Consider the following 16,572-nt stretch of genomic DNA (forward strand, 5'->3'; position numbering starts at 1 on the left):
CGGGTCGCAGTTTCAGTTTTTGGATGAGACAGTGACGCCATGAATGCACAAAAACGTCTATCACCCCGTGCCTGGGCTGAATTGCTTCTGCTTGGCATCATCTGGGGTGCGTCCTTTGTCTCGATAAGAATCGCACTGGATACGATTCCAGTCATGACATCTGTGCTGCATCGCACTTTCTGGGCCATGCTTGTGCTTTGGCTCATCGTCTGGCTCCAGGGGCACCAAGTGCCGCGTGCGCCCAAGGTTTGGGGGGCATTTCTGATCATGGGGCTGCTCAACAACGTGATCCCCTTCAGTCTGATGGCCTGGGGGCAGCTGTACATCGACACCGGCCTGACCGCGATCCTGAACGCTGCCACCGCCGTGTTTGGCGTGCTGGTTGCAGCATTGCTTTTTCACGATGAGCGCCTGACAAAACCCCGATTGCTTGGCGTATGTCTTGGTTTTACCGGCGTCACAGTTGCCATCGGCGTGCAAAATTTCGCAGGGTTCAGCCTGCAAAGCACAGCGCAGCTTGCCGTTCTGGCTGGAACAGTTTCCTACGCTTTCGCAGCCGCATGGGCGCGGTATGCGTTGTCCGACCTTCCACCCATCGTTGCCGCTGCGGGCATGTTGACCGGGTCGACCTTTCTGGTCCTGCCTCTGACACTAATGATCGACGGCTGGCCAACTCTTGCGTTGCCTGCAATCACCTGGGCCGCCATTGGCTATTACGCTATTGTGGCGACCGCCGGGGCATATCTGCTGTATTATCGCGTCTTAGCTATGGCGGGCAGCGGCAACCTGATGCTGGTGACCTTGGTAATTCCGCCGGTTGCCATCGTTCTGGGGGCAGTGTTGCGCGGTGAAACCCTCGCTCCCAATGCCTATTTCGGCTTTGCCATTCTTGCCACGGGTCTATTCGTTCTCAATCGCTCTGCCCGTCGCGATTGACGCCGCCCGTTGCCCGATTTAGCAAAGGCAAAAAGGGACAGCTCACCATGATCTATACCGCTGCCGAAGACTGGCGCACCGCCCGCCGCAAGAAAGTGCTGTTCTTTGGCATGTCAGGTCTGGGCAAGACATTTGTGTCGAACATCCTGAGGGATTCGGGGAACTGGTTCCACTATTCGATCGATTACCGGATCGGCACGCGTTACATGGGTGAATACATCACCGACAACGCCAAGGCCGAGGCTATGAAGGTTCCGTTTCTGCGCGACTTGTTGTTGTCGGATTCGATCTATATCGGCTCAAATTTATCATTCGCAAACCTGACCCCGGTTGCCGCCTATCTGGGCAAACCCGGCAACCCGGCTCTTGGTGGGTTGGAAATGCCCGAATACCGTCGCAGACAGGAACAGTTCCGCCTAGCCGAGATCCACGCCCTTTTGGACACCGAGTACTTTGTCGACCGCGCAGAGCGATTGTATGAGTACCCGCACTTTATCTGTGATACGGGTGGTTCGATCTGCGAATGGGTCGACCCGGAGGATCCCAAAGATCAGATCCTGTCGGAACTGTCCCGTCAAACCCTGATGATCTGGCTGAAGGGGGATGAGGGTCATACTGCCGAATTGGTGCGACGGTTCGATAAAGCGCCCAAACCAATGTCTTACCAGGCGGAATTTCTGACCCGCGCCTGGGCGGAATACCTTGATCAAAAAGGGTGCGCCGAATCGGATGTGAACCCCGATGATTTTGTCCGCTGGACCTATGCGCAGGCTCTGGCGCACCGTCAGCCGCGCTATGAGGCGATGGCCGAAAACTGGGGCGTGACGATTGCAGCAAATGACATCGGCAAAATTCGCGACGCAGCTGATTTCGATGAGTTGATCGAACGCACCCTTGAGACCAAACGCAAGAACGCCTAACTAGCAGTTTTCCTTACTCTCTTCGAAGTCTGACATATGCCCATAAAAATCCCATCAGATCTTCCTGCATTTGACGTCCTGACGAAAGAGGGCGTCATGGTCATGGACGAAGATCAGGCCATGCGTCAGGACATCCGTCCTTTGCGCATCGGAATGCTGAATCTGATGCCCAAGAAAATCCAGACAGAAAACCAGTTCGCCCGCCTGATTGGTGCGACCCCGTTGCAGATCGACCTGTCCTTAATCCGCATGACGGAACACCGCACCAAAAACACTGCGGCCGAGCACATGTCTGAGTTCTACCACCCCTTTCAGGAGGTCAAGGACCAGAAATTTGACGGTCTGATCATTACAGGCGCACCGATCGAGCATCTGGAATTTGGCGACGTCACCTATTGGGACGAGATCAGCGAAATCTTCGAGTGGACCCAGACGAATGTTCATTCGACCTTTGGTGTCTGCTGGGGCGGAATGGCGATGATCAACCATTTCCACGGCGTGCGCAAACACATGCTGGATGCCAAAGCCTTTGGTTGTTTCCGCCACCGGAATCTGAACCCGGCCTCACCGTTCTTACGCGGGTTCTCGGATGACTGCGTGATCCCGGTCAGTCGATGGACAGAGATGAAACAAAATGAAATCGACGGTGCCCCCGGTTTGAACACTCTATTGGGCAGCGACGACGTCGGGCCCTGCTTGGTCGAAGATCCCGACCACCGCGCACTCTATATCTTCAACCATTTCGAATATGACAGCGACACGCTGAAGCAGGAATATGACCGGGACGTTGCCAATGGCGCGCCGATCAACGTGCCTATCAACTATTACCCGGATGATGACCCTTCACGGACGCCGCAGAACCGGTGGCGCAGCCATGCGCACCTGCTGTATGGTAACTGGATCAACGAGATCTATCAGTCCACACCTTTTGATATGAGCAAAATTGGCAAGTAAAGCGTTGATATCCATTGGCCTTCTCGTTCTGGGCCTGGCCGTGCTGACCGCTTGGCGCAGCGCCAGGAACGAGGCGATGGCAGAGGCAACCTTTCCGCCCGAAGGTCAGATTCTTGATGTTGATGGCATCGCCGTACACGCCGTTGTCATGGGAGAAGGCCCGGATGTCGTTCTGATCCACGGCTCCAGCGGGAACGCACGTGACATGACCTTTGCCCTGGCCCCCATTCTGGCACAGAACTTTCGGGTTATCGTGTTTGACCGTCCCGGCTTGGGCTATTCGGAAAGCTTCAACCCCGACGGTGAAACCATCATCGAACAGGCCGATATTCTGCAACGTGCAGCGGCTCAGCTTGGGGCCGAAAAGCCCATCGTAGCAGGCCAGAGTTACGGTGGCTCGGTCTCGCTCGCGTGGGCTGTGACGCGGCCCGAAAACATCTCGGCCCTGGTTCTGATCGCCCCCGCAGCCATCCCATGGGAAACTCCGTTGGATGGGTTTAACCGGCTGGCCTCAACCACCGCAGGCAATGCGCTAGCCCTGCCCCTGATCAGCTCATTCATACCCGAATGGTATGTCACGAAAGCGCTGGACAAAGTGTTTGCGCCACAAACTGCGCCCAAAGGTTACGCCGAACACTTCGGTCCCGGGCTGACGATCCGGCAGGGATCGATGCACGCAAACGCCAAGCAACGCGCCAACCTGTTGGATGAGATCACCCACTTGCAGCCCAGATATGGCGAGATTTCCGTACCGACGGAAATCATTCACGGAACCGCTGACGACACGGTTGGTCTTGAATGGCATTCAGAACGCCTGATCGACCAGATCCCCGGGGCTGAACTTGTTGAATTGCCTGGGATCGGTCACATGCCACAGGTGGTTGCCGCCCCCGAAGTTGCCGCCGCGATAGATCGGGCAGCACAGCGCGCGGGTTTGCGTTAGTCCGGGCTCTAATCCATAGTAAGATATGGATTTTATCGCGAGGTGACATATGGCCCGGTCCGAAAAAGGTTCAATCGAGAGATATTATCAAAAGGACGCCCCCAAGGCGGTGCGGGAAGAGATCAAAAAATCGGGAAAAGGGGATATTCTGAACACCTCTTACCCCTATCGCGAAAAAATAAAATCCAAGGACTATGACGCTCAGATGGAGTTGCTCCAGATCGAGCTGGTCAAGATGCAGTCCTGGGTGAAGGAGACTGGCCAACGGGTGGCTATCATCTTTGAAGGCCGCGATGCTGCCGGAAAAGGCGGCACTATCAAGCGGTTCCGCGAAAACCTGAACCCGCGCGGCGCGCGCAACGTTGCGCTTGCCAAGCCTTCGGACGCCGAACGCAGCCAATGGTACTTTCAACGCTATGTCGCCCACCTGCCCACCGCTGGGGAAATCGTGTTTTTTGACCGTAGCTGGTACAACCGGGGTGTTGTCGAGAACGTATTCGGCTTTTGTACTCAGGAAGAACGTGAGCGTTTTTTCCGCCAAGTTCTGCCGCTGGAAATGGGTCTGGTGAATGACGGCATTCAACTTTTCAAGTTCTGGCTCAATGTCGGGCGTGCTGAACAGCTGAACCGCTTTTTGGCGCGTGAAACGGACCCGCTTAAACAGTGGAAGCTCAGCCCGATTGATGTGGCGGGGTTAAACAAGTGGGATGAGTACACACAGTCGATCTCGGAAACGCTGACCAGATCGCACACCGATGCGTGTCCCTGGACGATTGTGCGCTCGGACGACAAGAAACGCGCGCGTCTTGCTGCCATCCGAACGGTGCTGCACGCGTTGGACTATGATGAGAAAGACAAAAAGAGCATTGGCAAGATTGACCCGAAGATTTGCGGTGGCCCGGATATTTGGGATGCATAACCCCGTGTTTCATCGCAGTCGTGTGGTTACAAAGGTTGGACGGTCGCGCATGTTTGCTCTATCTCGTTGTTTTTTCAACACTGCATCAAGACAACTGAGGCCGGGATGACGAAACGCGGGTATCACCATGGGAACCTGAAACAGGCTTTGGTCGAAGCCGCTTTGTCTCTGATCGAAGAAAAGGGTCCGACCGGTTTCACACTGTCCGAGGCCGCCAAAACCGCCGGAGTGACGCCCGCCGCCGTGTATCGCCATTTTCAGGGGCGCGAGGACCTGATTGCCGAAGCCGCACGGCAAGGGTTCGAGATGTTCGCAGACCTGATGCAATATGCCTATGACAAGGGGCAACCCTCGGCCTTGGCCGCATTCGAGGCAACCGGACGCGCCTATCTGGCCTTTGCCCGCAAGAACCCCGGCCATTACATCGCTATGTTCGAAAGTGGGATTTCGTTAAACCGAACGACCGAGCTTTCGCTGGCGGCGAATCGCGCCAAATCGGTTCTTGAAAAAGCGGCGGCGGATCTTTCCCAACATATCCCGCCAGATAAACGGCCTCCCGCCTCTATGTTCAGTGCTCATATCTGGGCGATGAGCCACGGTGTCGTTGAACTGTTCGCCCGCAACACTGGCGCAACTTCACCTTTCCCTCCTGAAGAATTGTTGGAAAGCGGGATTGGCATTTACCTGCGCGGCTTGGGTCTCATTCCGCAAGACGACTGAAACGGGTCAGAGCAACCGGCTGCCCTGTGGCATACTCAGGCCCGAGGTCACATTGATTAGGTCCATCTCGCCCATACCCTTGATTTCGACAGCCCCAAGATCCGAAACCTGAAACTCATCGATCAGGGCAAACTTCATCTCTTCCGGGGCCACGATGTTCATGGGGTTGGCAAAGACCTGCAAGCGAGAAGCAATATTCACTGCCGGACCAAAAACGTCATAGACGTATTTCTGAATACCGACGACCGATCCGACCGCAGCCCCCATCCCCAGACCGATCCGAGCCTGCCATTTATGCGGGTGGCTCTCGTTCCGACGCTCCAGATAACGCAGGAATCGCACGGCGCAATGCGCCACAGCGGTGGCGTGATCCGGGGTCGGGTCTGGCATACCAGACACCGCCAGGTAGGCGTCGCCAATAGTCTTGATCCGCTCACAGCCGAACTGCTCGACGATGCGGTCAAAGGCCGTAAAGATATCGTTCAGCTCACTTAGGGTCACGGTCGGGTCGGTTTTGGCAGCAAAATCCGTGAACCCGACAAAATCCAGCATCACCACCGAAACCTGCTGAAATAGCTGAGGTGTCACGACACCGAACGTCTTGAACTCTTCATAGACGGCCCGCGGCATCAGGTTCAGCAACAAGCGCTCTACCCTCTCCTTTTCACGCTCAAGCTCTCGGGTGTTGCGTTCGACCATGGTGGAATAACTGTCGATCATGCTTTCCAACTCGCGAATGCGCGTGATGTTCTGACATTCGACAATCAGCACCTGATCAGACAAACCATTAGCCAACGAAACTGTCACCGCAAAGATCAACGTCCTGCGCTTTGGCTTGATCTGAAGCTCGACAGAGTACCTCAGGCCTGATTGTTTGACATCTTCCAGCTCTTTGGGGTCGAGACTTGGTAGGATATCTTTGAGTGTATTGCCCTCCTCCGGTGTCCCGAACCATTCTGCGAAGGGTCCGTTGTGGAACACAAACTCCAGATCCGAGGCGCGGACCACTGCGACACCAACACCGATCGCCCGCAACAATTGCTCATTGATTGCCAGAATGCTCATGCCGCAGTCCGGACGACGATGATGGACCGTTTTCCTTCGATTGCTGCCAGTGCTGTTTTGACGTCACCGTCCGACATGCCATGGGCGCTCAACGCTTCACCGAACAATTCGGCCATAACGTCAAATTCATCGTGTGAGATGTTCAGATGTCGGTGAACGGCTTCGATCCTGTCGTCGTTGAATGAAGCAGGCCCTCCGATCAAAGAGGATACAAACTTCGTCTGATGGTCAATCAAACGGGGCATATCGATGTCTTCAAAGTAATGGCCGATTTCATCAGACTCCAATGCCATTTCATAGAAAGTCATCACGACACGGCTGATCGTTTTGAAGCCGCCATACTTTTCATAAAGTGTCTGTGTCACACGAGTACCCGCGCGTTACTGATCAATAACACCGCAAGTCTATATCAAATTGACATTATTGTTAATGTTTATGATCTGCGTTGTTTGACCCGTGGGAAAACAGTGTTGTTTTGAAGGGCTGCGGCCCTGGGTCTATGCGCGTTTGAAGTTTCAGAGAGTTAGCTAAGATTAAGAAACAGGCATTCCCGCCTTGCTTTTAAAGTCGACCTGCCCGCACGTTTTCAACACTGGTTCCGCCGTGCGACATAAGTAAATTAACCCGACCAATATCTTGGCGGGGCCAGCTTTCACCATGTCAGGAAAAATTAGTGGCGGAGAGACAGGGATTCGAACCCTGGAGACGGTTTCCCGCCTACACACTTTCCAGGCGTGCGCCTTCGACCACTCGGCCACCTCTCCGTGCCGGCGATATTTGGACCAATGTCATTGGATTTGCAAGGCCTCAATTCGGTGAAATCCGTAGAATAATTCAAATAACTTCGGTCAAAAATTTTCAACGAAAACCACCGGATGCATTCCACTGACTAAGACCTCAGACCTCATCACCCGCGTCAGGGTCTAAATCCGCTTCGGTCAGGTCCACCGGTTTCTTTGTGGTCTCACGCTGCTGGGCATCCAAGGGTTCAGGATCGACCTGCCCTGACTCGCAGGAGGTTTGGAGAGCTTCAGGATTACGCAACCAGATGTCACGCTGAGCAAAGGGAATCTCGATGCCTGCCTCTGAGAACCTGAGGTTGATCTCATGGTTCATGTCAGATTTCACCGACAGAACCCAGTTGACGTCTCGCAGGATTGCACGGATTTCAAAGTCCAGGGAATCCGCACCAAACCCCTGAAACACCACACTGGGCGCAGGATTCGCCAGGACCATCGGGTGGCTGTTGGCTATCTCGCCCAAGATAGTTTCGACCAGCCGCGTATCAGTCCCATAGGCGACACCCACCGGCACAATCACACGGCCAATCGTGTTGCCGCGTGTATAGTTGGTGACAACCCCGCTGATCAGGTCCGAGTTCGGAACGATCACATCGGTCCTGTCAAAGGTCTCGATCCGGGTCGAGCGGACCGAGATGTCGCGCACATACCCCATCATACCGTTCACATCGATCCAGTCCCCTTTGGAAATGGGGCGTTCCACCAAAAGGATGATGCCAGATACGAAGTTGGACACGATGGTTTGCAGACCAAAGCCGATACCGACCGACAAGGCACCGGCGACAATCGCAAGCGACGACAAGTCAAACCCGGCCACCATGATTGCCACAAGTGCAGCCAGAAATATGCCGACATACCCCGAACCGGCGACGATCGCGTTTTGCCCACCTGGGTCAATGCTGGTCTTCGGCAATAGCGAGTTACGCAATCCGCTTTGCAGCAACCGTGTCAGCGCGTAACCGATTGCGAAGACAGCAACAAAGGTCAGGAAGTTGGTTGGTGAGATCGTGACACCACCGATGTCGAAACCAAGCAGCAGGCGCGACCACGCTTCAAGCAGATCGGTTTCGCGCGCACCCCAGTAAATCGCCAGAATAGGCAGCGCCACGATGGCCATTGCAAAACCGACGAGCACCGCAAAAAGAGACTCCCGCGCTGCATCCCCCTGCCCGGTAATCCACCCGTAAATCTGGCTGATGAATCTTTGCAGGATGACCAACGCCCCGATGAGCACCAGAGTCTTAACTGCGGGAAACACGACTGCTTCGGCCGCATTGGTGTACCCGAAGATCGCCAAAACAGGAGACGCAATCCCTAACAGGAACAATGCCCGGCGCAAGAATTCAACCAATTGGCTGAAGCCTGCAGCGCGAGTTGATGCAGCTTGGTCCGGCGGACCGTCAGTTGTTCGAATCTGGCGTATCCGCAACAATAACAAAGCTGTTGCGACAATGACCGGGAAACTGACAACGGCCCGGGTCGCGTCCGATATGTTCTCGATCCGTTCGAACAGCAGTGCCATTTCGTGCAAAATCAGCATCAGGGCGAGCAGATCGATATACAGGCGCAGTTCCGTTATTTTTGCAGCGGACAGCCGTTTGAACCCCTGCGACGCGCCCATCACATATACCTGACGACCGATCCAGTCGTAGAATAAGATTATCCCTGCCCAATACGGAATGTTCTGCAGCAGCAGGCTTCCCCTCAAACCGGTAACGCCCGTAAGGCTAATCGCAGTAACTGCGGCCAAAACTCCAACCCAAGGCAACAGAATGCGTAAAAGCGAAATGACAAAAGACCAAACTCCAGTCCCTGATCCGCCCCACAGCCTGAGGTAATCACCCCCCTTTTCGGACCACCGTTTGCCAAAGATCAGCAGTACGGCTGACATGGCCAGCAGTATGAAGATCGCCAGTCCGCGATCACGGATTTGCTCGCGTACAACATCTGAACGAAAGTTGGTGATCGTTTCATTTACCAGGCTCTGGACTGCTTCTTTTACGTCCACCCATGCCGGGCCCCAATATGCGGGATTTATCGGTGACGGACCCTGTTCAAAGAATTCCTTCGTTTGCCGTGCACGAAGGATCTGGTCTATTTCGCTGATCAGCCCGTTGGCGCGGCTGTACGCCTCTTCCGATATGATGCGGGGCACACGCAGACTGTTGAGCTGCTTTTCAAGATGTGCGCGTAGCTTGGCGATATCTTCAGGCTCGGTCGCGTCCCCTTCGGGTTTGGGACCAAGAGCCTTGATTTGACTTTCCAACGTTGAGATACGTTCGGTATTGGCGCCTCTTGCTCGGTTAAAGTCGTCTCTGTAACCGTTTATTTCCGAACGCAAATTTTCCAGGGCCGCATCAGAGGCCCGATTTGCCTCGATCACGGATTCAGCGCGGTCCGCTGTTTTCAGCCAGTCCTGATAGTACTCACTTTGCCGGTCTGTCAGCTGCGCATCCGCACCGCTTGCAAACCCGACGAGACACAGGAAAAGAAGGGTCAGAAACAGGCGGACCTGCGCCAGCATTATACGTCCTCGAACACGCCGGGAATGCTGCGTGGTGCCTCGGTCATCCAATCCGGAACCGGAAGTTCTTTTTCACGCAGGAAGTCCGGGTTAAACAGTTTCGACTGATACCGAGTTCCATAGTCGCACAAGATCGTCACGATGGTATGGCCCGGCCCCATCTCCTTGGCCAGACGGACGGCACCGGCCAGGTTGATTGCCGTCGAACCACCCATGACCAGCCCCTCTTCGCGTAGCAGATCAAAGATATACGGCAACGCCTCGTTGTCGGTGATCTGATAGGTGTGATCCGGAGCGAACCCTTCAAGGTTCTTGGTGATCCGCACCTGCCCGATACCTTCGGCAATCGATCCGCCTTCCATCGCGATTTCGCCAGTGGTGTAATAGGAGTACAGGCCAGCGCCCATCGGATCGGCCAGACCGATTTTAACACCCTTGGGCTGCAGTGCTTCGGCAACCCCAGCCAACGTACCACCGGACCCGACTGCACAGATAAATCCGTCGACCTTGCCGCCGGTCTGTTCCCAGATTTCGGGACCCGTGGTTTCCACATGGGCCTGACGATTCGCCACATTGTCGAACTGATTGGCCCAGATCGCGCCATTGGGTTCCGTTTTGGCCAGTTCCTCGGCAAGACGGTGGGAATAGTGCACAAAGTTATTGGGGTTGCGATACGGGGCTGCGGGCACCTGCACCAATTGGGCGCCAGCCAGCCTCAGCATATCCTTTTTCTCTTCCGATTGGGTTTCCGGGATCACGATCACTGTTTTGAACCCCATCGACGCGCCCACCAGCGCCAGACCGATACCGGTGTTTCCGGCCGTACCTTCAACGATGGTTCCGCCGGGTTTCAGATCCCCCCGCGCAATAGCATCACGGATGATGAAAAGGGCTGCACGGTCTTTCACGGACTGACCGGGATTCATGAATTCGGCTTTGCCAAGAATTTCGCAGCCGGTCTCTTCACTGATGCGGCGCAGCCGGATCAACGGTGTTTTCCCTACTGCGTCAGCAAGATCTCGTGCAATGCGCATGATGGCCCCTTGTCGTTTGGTATCCCCGAAGATTTACAGCCGCACCGCCGCGACCACAAGCGCGATAGTCACGCACGCAATTGATCCCGATGGCGCGCCAGCCAATAGGCCAGAGCGACCAGTTGCACATCCTTGAAAAGATGGCGATCGGTCATGTCGATGAACTGATCAAACGGCAAAATCTGACTGCGGATGTCTTCTCCTTCGGTGTCGAGACCACCGTTTGTGGTTGTGTGGGTCAAATCCCCCAATCCTACATAGAGATACATGAACCCCGAGGACGACCCGCTTGAGGAATAAGCACCGCTTACATATTCCAGCCGGTCAAATTGGACCCCGGCCTCTTCCATAGCTTCGCGATGGGCCGCCTGCTCGGGCGTTTCGCCCGGATCGATCATGCCGGCCACTGCCTCCCACAGCCAGGGCTCGGGGTCGTCGATCAAAAAGGCTGGCGGTCTGAATTGTTCAACCAAAAGAACAGTGTCGCGTATGGGGTCGTAAGGCAGAACGGACACGGCACTGCCCTGCATCAGGCCGGACCGATGCAAGACCGGTCCCATGGAGCCGTCATGCTGACGGTGCTGAAGGTCGATCTCTTCCATCCCGAAATAGTTGACATAAGCCCGCTCATGCCGATGCACGATTACGTCTTTGCCTGTATCCCTCGGATCGCCTGTACGCCGTTTCCGAGCCAGAATCTTGGCCCAGGCCCGAGTTTGAAACGGACGGACGTTACCCAGCATGGTCTGAGCGTCAACCTTGCCGTAATACGCCATCTCTTCTTCCGCAGCCAACGCCGTGATCTCGCCCAATTTGTCCGCCCAAGCCTGCAAGGACCACAGACCCGTTGGCTGCCAGGTACCAGGGGCGGGAAAGAAAACCTGTGCTTGTGCCTCTGATCCGTCATGCAGAACAATTGTCATCGGAGACAGATCATAGTCAAACGCCCCCTCGTAAAAGGCCAACCGGGCCAAATCCTCGGGTGACAAGTCCTGAACGAATACACCTTGCGCATTGCTTCCCCGAGAGGACTGGATCATCGGAAAGTCCTGCCCGTGCACCGCGTGAACGGCATGATCAGGAAGACTGGCAGGTTGAACGGAAATCTCTTGCACAGGGCGGCCCAGAACGCGTTCCAGCAACGGCAGATACCGCAGCGTTCCATAGAAGAACAAATCAGGCAATTTCAAACTCTCTTATGAAGGTCCTGGATCAGCGCCATTTGCGATGAGCCTGCTCGGTCGCCAAACCAGAAACGACGGCCCCAATGGCAAATGCCACCAGAATTTCGGGTGTAATCAGCAGTTTGCCATACTCGATACCGATCTTGAAAATGGCCATGACCGCTTCAAACGGGCCACCGTATCTGTTGCGCATGGCTAGACGGAACATCTCGTAACACCCTTGAACAAACAGCGCCCAAAAGACCAACGAAGCAACGCCAGTCAGACCGTTATTGATCCCCGACGCCCAGCCACGCCCGGCACGCTTACCCATGATTTTCCAACCGCAAATTGCCCCGAGCCCCATGTTGACGAAAGTGAAATAGCCATAGTCCTTACCCTCTTCACCGTTTTCGATGATCATGCTGGAAACGATAAAGGCCAGCACAATAAGGCAAAAAGCGGCAACAAGACGCGAGGCAGTCGGCATGTAACGTTCCGTTGGTTAGTTCGGTTTTGTTATGGTGATCTGTGTCACATCACAATTGCTTGTGTCAAAGGCTGCACCACATGCGGTCAAATAATAATTCCACATGCGGCGAAAACGCTCATCAAAGCCCATGTCGGCGATCTGGTCCCATTTGGCGTTGAACGTCTCGTACCAGCGGCGCAGCGTCAGGTCATAACTTTTGCCAAACTCTTTCGATTTCACAACACTCAACCCGGCCTGGTGGATTTGCTGCCTCAAGACCGTCGGTGACGGCAACATCCCACCTGGGAAGATATACTTCTGAATGAAATCAACACCATTCTTATAGTAATCCCAGCGATGATCACCGACGGTGATGATCTGCAAAGTCGCTTGCGCACCGGGCTTTAACCTCTCGCGCACCGTTTCGAAATAGACTGGCCAGTATCGCTCGCCTACAGCCTCAAACATCTCGATCGAAGCGATACCGTCATACACGCCACGCTCGTCACGGTAGTCCTGAAGCTTGAATTCAACGTGATCCGTTAACCCTGCTTTTTCAATGCGTTCCTTGGCGTACTTAAACTGCTCTTGGCTGATTGTCAGACATGTCACGCGCAGGCCGCGTTCCTTAGCAGCGTATTCCGCAAACCCGCCCCAGCCGCAGCCGATCTCAAGAATGTGGTCGCCCGGCTTGGCCCCCATCTCATCCACAAGGCTTGCGTATTTCGCAGTCTGCGCCTTTTCCAGACTTTCCTGCCCAGACTCGAAAATCGCGCTGGAATACGTCATCGTATCATCCAGCCAAAGGCCATAAAAATCATTTCCCAGATCATAGTGATACGAGATATTTTTTTTCGCCTGTGCCCGGTTGTTGCGGTGCAGCCAGAACCGAAGTCGTTCATAAGCTTGCACAAGCACCTTGCCAGTGAACCCGTCATACACGGTCTCGGACCCCAGATGCACGAGGTCCATGAACGAACGCAGGTCGGGCGTGCTCCAGTGGCCATCCAGATAGGCATCGGAAAAGCCCAATTCACCCTCTCGGATCAGGCGCGCAAAAACATCGCCATCATGGATATTGATTTGAGCAACCGGCCCCGGCTTGGACCCTTCGGCCCGGAATGTGCGCCCATCGGGCAAAGTGATATCAAGACGCCCGTACTCCATTTGGGTCAGCATCTTGAAGACTTGCGCAAAATACCTGGGCAGGTCTTTCTGCCCTTCAGTTGTCGTCAGGATCATCCGCTCTCCCCTTTGCGGTGTGGGATTAAGGCTAGGCCGCGATTTTGTTTCTGGCAAGTTTTCAGTTCCTTAGTGGGATTTTCGGCTTTCATATGCGCTCAGGGCTCGGATTCGACCCTCGGGCAATGCAACTATGGGCATGGGATAGATTGCGTCCGGTCTCAGGCGCCAGCATCGAGGGACCGCATCGAAATAAGAAAGGGCTGTGTCGCTGGGGTTTCTCTGACCCTCGGCAACCCATCGCCTTTGATATGCATCGTTCGGGTCAAACTTTTCGGCCTGGGTTTGAGGGTTGAAGATCCGAAAGAACGGTGCTGCGTCCGGGCCGGATCCCGCCACCCATTGCCACCCCATCGCGTTGCAGGCTGGGTCCCAGTCGATCAGGCAGTCCTCGAACCACTGCATTCCGATTTTCCAGTGTGTCATCAGATGTTTGGTCAGATAGCTGGCCACAATCATCCGCGCCCGGTTGTGCATCCGGCCCGTCACATACATCTGGCGCAACCCGGCATCGACCACCGGGATACCGGTTCTGGCCTGTGTCCAGGCAACAACGTCGGGATGGTCGGGGTCCGTATTCCACGGAAAGCTATCCCATTCCGGCTTCCAATTATCAGAGACCAGGCGGGGCGTGTGATACATCAGATGATAGGCAAACTCGCGCCATACGAGCTGACGCAGAAAAGCCTCGGTGCCTGATACCCCCAACAAAGCAGACTGGTGAACCCGATGCCAAACCGTGCGCGGGCCAATCTCGCCCAGCGACAGGTATTCGGACAGGTTCGACGTTCCGTCCTGATCCAGCCGGTCGCGATGGTTGGAATACTGCGAAATGCGGTCCAGAAACGCGTCCAGATGATCGTGGGCGGCTTGCTCGCCAGGTTGAACATAGGGGCGCAGGACAGCTGCGCCTCTGTTCAGTGTACGTCCCAATTGCCACGCGCGCAGGTCCTCTGTACCCGGCCATGAAGCGGGTGATGGCAATCGTTTCACCGCCGCAACAGGAGCGGGAACGTCCCGACCCTGAACAGTCCGCCACATCGGAGTGTAGACGCGAAATGGTTGACCGGCTTTGGTGGCGACTGTCCACGGCTCAAAGAGCAAATGCCCGGCAAAGGACTTCGCTTCAACAGCTTGCTCGGTCAGAGCGGCCTTGATTTCCGTATCGCGTGCGATCGAGACCGGATCATAGGATCGCGACCAGTAGACTGCGTTTGCACCCGTCTCAGCGACCAACTGTTGCAATTGAACCAGCGCATCCCCGCTGCGCAGGACCAAATGGCTGCCCAACCGAGCCAAGGTTTCGGACAGCGCTTCCAATCCCAGCCCCAAACGCCATTTTGGTGCCGCCCCCAGCCGTTCCACAAGTTCATCGCGAATGAACACCGGTACAACAGGACGGCCACTCTCTGCCGCGGCTGCCAATGCTGGATGGTCCGACAGGCGTAAATCCCGTCGGAACCACATTATGATCGGAGTGTGCTCGTCTTCCATTTCCGCCCCGAGGTTTTCTTCGTTTTACGAAGGCTCGGGGATAATGGATCACAAAACGCGTTCAAGTGCGTCTAAAAGCTGATCAATTTCCTGTTGCGACGTGTAATGCGTGAAGCTGACCCGCAACACACCCTGCGTCGGATCGACACCCATAGCCTGCAACGGACGCACGGCATAGAAATCGCTCCCGCTTGCCATGACACCATACTTGGTCAGCTCTGCGGCGACGGGTTCGGCAGGGCGGTTTAAAGACAGGGCAACCGTGGGCGCACGTCTGGTGGCATCTGACGGTCCAATCAGACGCACGGCGTTGCGATCCTTGACCGCATCCAATACAGGCTGCAGCAAAGACACTTCCTGCGTACGCATCAGATCATGCACAAACGCACCTTGCGAGGCCGCATCAGCCTCTGGCCCACCGTGATGGGCACAAAGCTGTTCAAAGTAATCCACCATGCCTGCGCAGGCAGCAATCTGCGCGTGATCCGGACCAGCCGGGGTAAAGCGCTTGTACAGCACGTCGCCATTGAAATAATGCGCCTGATTGGGCAGCAACTCTCCCAATGTGCGGCGAATGACCATGCAGCCTTGATGTGGGCCATAGGTTTTATAGGCCGAAAACAAATAGATATCCGGCCCCAGATCGCCAACATTCGGGAAACCATGGGGGGCATAGGACACGCCGTCTACGCATACAAATGCACCTGCCGCGTGGGCGATGGCAGTAATTTCCGTCACCGGATTGATCTCTCCAACTACGTTTGAACAATGCGGGAAACAGACCAGACGCACCTTTTCGTCCAGAATATTCTCGAGATCCTGTAGGTTCAGAGAACCACTTTCGGGATCGATCTGCCATTCCCGTATTTCAATCCCTGCCTCGGCCAGGCGGCGCCACGGGCCGGAATTGGCCTCATGATCCTGATTAGTCACGACGATGGCTTCGCCGGGCGTCATCCATTGCCGGAACGCCTGCGCCAGAACATAGGTGTTTTGCGTGGTCGAAGGACCAAAACTCAGCTCATCGGTGTCGACCCCCAGGAGTGCAGCCATGCGCGCACGCGCCTCGTCCATTTCCGCGCCACCCAGACGGCTGGCCTCGTACGGGGCATAGGGCTGAACCTTGCGCTGGGTGTAGAACCGCGTCAGCCGGTCGATCACCGGTTTGCACGTATAAGACCCACCCGCGTTTTCAAAAAACGCCTGACCTTGCAAGCTGGGTTCGCAAAAGGCCGGGAATTGTGCCCGAACGAAATCTGTATCCAGAGAACTCATGCCTCATGTCTCCTTTGTTTTGCAGTCAGATCAATGAGATGCCCGCACATGTTTCCGGACCTCTCAGAAATCATGGCAGGTCTTCCAGCCCAACCTTTGATTGTGCCGAAA

The 16,572-nt window shown here is 55.3% G+C and carries 15 protein-coding genes and 1 tRNA gene; 6 read left to right on the top strand and 10 right to left on the bottom strand.

The window, feature by feature from the left end:
- Positions 1-39: 39 nt before the first annotated feature.
- From ALB80_RS08090 to ALB80_RS08115, 6 genes are all read left to right on the top strand, one after another.
- Complete coding sequence (locus tag ALB80_RS08090; RefSeq protein WP_050603536.1) at positions 40-936, top strand: DMT family transporter; 897 nt, start codon at positions 40-42, stop codon at positions 934-936.
- A 47-nt stretch (positions 937-983) separates the two neighbouring features.
- Entirely contained in the window at positions 984-1,856 is an 873-nt protein-coding gene (locus ALB80_RS08095; RefSeq protein WP_050603537.1) for a hypothetical protein, read from the top strand.
- A gap of 36 nt (positions 1,857-1,892) precedes the next feature.
- Complete coding sequence (metA, locus tag ALB80_RS08100) at positions 1,893-2,810, top strand: homoserine O-succinyltransferase (RefSeq protein WP_050603538.1); 918 nt, start codon at positions 1,893-1,895, stop codon at positions 2,808-2,810.
- Entirely contained in the window at positions 2,800-3,753 is a 954-nt protein-coding gene (locus tag ALB80_RS08105) for an alpha/beta fold hydrolase (protein WP_050603539.1), read from the top strand. Before metA ends, ALB80_RS08105 begins: the two co-directional genes overlap by 11 nt.
- Before the next feature lie 49 nt (positions 3,754-3,802).
- Entirely contained in the window at positions 3,803-4,672 is an 870-nt protein-coding gene (ppk2, locus tag ALB80_RS08110) for a polyphosphate kinase 2 (RefSeq protein WP_050603540.1), read from the top strand.
- A 105-nt stretch (positions 4,673-4,777) separates the two neighbouring features.
- Positions 4,778-5,392: a TetR/AcrR family transcriptional regulator gene (locus tag ALB80_RS08115; protein ID WP_050603541.1), complete on the top strand. Its 615-nt coding sequence runs from the start codon at positions 4,778-4,780 to the stop codon at positions 5,390-5,392.
- A gap of 6 nt (positions 5,393-5,398) precedes the next feature.
- Here the strand turns inward: ALB80_RS08115 and ALB80_RS08120 are convergent, their stop codons facing one another.
- From ALB80_RS08120 to ALB80_RS08165, 10 genes are all read right to left on the bottom strand, one after another.
- On the bottom strand, positions 5,399-6,457 hold the full coding sequence (locus ALB80_RS08120; protein ID WP_050603542.1) for an adenylate/guanylate cyclase domain-containing protein: 1,059 nt from the start codon (positions 6,455-6,457) through the stop codon (positions 5,399-5,401).
- On the bottom strand, positions 6,454-6,822 hold the full coding sequence (locus ALB80_RS08125) for a group 1 truncated hemoglobin (protein ID WP_083445232.1): 369 nt from the start codon (positions 6,820-6,822) through the stop codon (positions 6,454-6,456). Before ALB80_RS08125 ends, ALB80_RS08120 begins: the two co-directional genes overlap by 4 nt.
- A gap of 309 nt (positions 6,823-7,131) precedes the next feature.
- Positions 7,132-7,221 (bottom strand) — tRNA-Ser (locus ALB80_RS08130).
- Between the two features lie 133 nt (positions 7,222-7,354).
- Positions 7,355-9,781 (bottom strand): DUF3772 domain-containing protein, encoded by a 2,427-nt coding sequence (locus ALB80_RS08135; protein ID WP_050603543.1) that lies wholly within the window; start codon positions 9,779-9,781, stop codon positions 7,355-7,357.
- Positions 9,781-10,815 carry a cysteine synthase A gene (locus tag ALB80_RS08140; protein ID WP_050603544.1) on the bottom strand — a complete coding sequence of 345 codons (1,035 nt, stop codon included), beginning with the start codon at positions 10,813-10,815 and terminating at the stop codon, positions 9,781-9,783. The genes ALB80_RS08135 and ALB80_RS08140 overlap by 1 nt, the downstream gene beginning before the upstream one ends.
- 68 nt (positions 10,816-10,883) lie before the next feature.
- Positions 10,884-11,999 (bottom strand): NUDIX domain-containing protein, encoded by a 1,116-nt coding sequence (locus ALB80_RS08145; RefSeq protein ID WP_050603676.1) that lies wholly within the window; start codon positions 11,997-11,999, stop codon positions 10,884-10,886.
- A gap of 28 nt (positions 12,000-12,027) precedes the next feature.
- Positions 12,028-12,468 (bottom strand): TrgA family protein, encoded by a 441-nt coding sequence (locus tag ALB80_RS08150; RefSeq protein WP_050603545.1) that lies wholly within the window; start codon positions 12,466-12,468, stop codon positions 12,028-12,030.
- Positions 12,469-12,483: 15 nt separating this feature from the next.
- Positions 12,484-13,692, bottom strand: a complete 1,209-nt coding sequence (locus ALB80_RS08155) for a cyclopropane-fatty-acyl-phospholipid synthase family protein (RefSeq protein ID WP_050603546.1) — start codon at positions 13,690-13,692, stop codon at positions 12,484-12,486.
- Between the two features lie 69 nt (positions 13,693-13,761).
- Positions 13,762-15,186, bottom strand: a complete 1,425-nt coding sequence (locus ALB80_RS08160) for a deoxyribodipyrimidine photo-lyase (protein ID WP_050603547.1) — start codon at positions 15,184-15,186, stop codon at positions 13,762-13,764.
- Between the two features lie 48 nt (positions 15,187-15,234).
- The gene (locus ALB80_RS08165; RefSeq protein WP_050603548.1) at positions 15,235-16,461 is read right to left on the bottom strand and encodes an aminotransferase class V-fold PLP-dependent enzyme; all 1,227 of its coding nucleotides are present in this window, start codon (positions 16,459-16,461) and stop codon (positions 15,235-15,237) included.
- Positions 16,462-16,572: the final 111 nt, after the last annotated feature.

Origin of the sequence: Ruegeria sp. 6PALISEP08, assembly GCF_001238295.1 — a bacterium.
Taxonomy (GTDB): Bacteria; Pseudomonadota; Alphaproteobacteria; order Rhodobacterales; family Rhodobacteraceae; genus Ruegeria.

Bases quoted from the DNA above. Each gene is read 5' to 3' on its own strand.
- metA (WP_050603538.1), top strand. From the start codon at position 1,893: ATGCCCATAAAAATCCCATCAGATCTTCCTGCATTTGACGTCCTGACG.
- ALB80_RS08115 (WP_050603541.1), top strand. From the start codon at position 4,778: ATGACGAAACGCGGGTATCACCATGGGAACCTGAAACAGGCTTTGGTC.
- ALB80_RS08090 (WP_050603536.1), top strand. From the start codon at position 40: ATGAATGCACAAAAACGTCTATCACCCCGTGCCTGGGCTGAATTGCTT.
- ALB80_RS08140 (WP_050603544.1), bottom strand. From the start codon at position 10,815: ATGCGCATTGCACGAGATCTTGCTGACGCAGTAGGGAAAACACCGTTG.
- ALB80_RS08155 (WP_050603546.1), bottom strand. From the start codon at position 13,692: ATGATCCTGACGACAACTGAAGGGCAGAAAGACCTGCCCAGGTATTTT.
- ALB80_RS08165 (WP_050603548.1), bottom strand. From the start codon at position 16,461: ATGAGTTCTCTGGATACAGATTTCGTTCGGGCACAATTCCCGGCCTTT.
- ALB80_RS08160 (WP_050603547.1), bottom strand. From the start codon at position 15,186: ATGGAAGACGAGCACACTCCGATCATAATGTGGTTCCGACGGGATTTA.
- ALB80_RS08135 (WP_050603543.1), bottom strand. From the start codon at position 9,781: ATGCTGGCGCAGGTCCGCCTGTTTCTGACCCTTCTTTTCCTGTGTCTC.
- ppk2 (WP_050603540.1), top strand. From the start codon at position 3,803: ATGGCCCGGTCCGAAAAAGGTTCAATCGAGAGATATTATCAAAAGGAC.
- ALB80_RS08150 (WP_050603545.1), bottom strand. From the start codon at position 12,468: ATGCCGACTGCCTCGCGTCTTGTTGCCGCTTTTTGCCTTATTGTGCTG.
- ALB80_RS08120 (WP_050603542.1), bottom strand. From the start codon at position 6,457: ATGAGCATTCTGGCAATCAATGAGCAATTGTTGCGGGCGATCGGTGTT.
- ALB80_RS08095 (WP_050603537.1), top strand. From the start codon at position 984: ATGATCTATACCGCTGCCGAAGACTGGCGCACCGCCCGCCGCAAGAAA.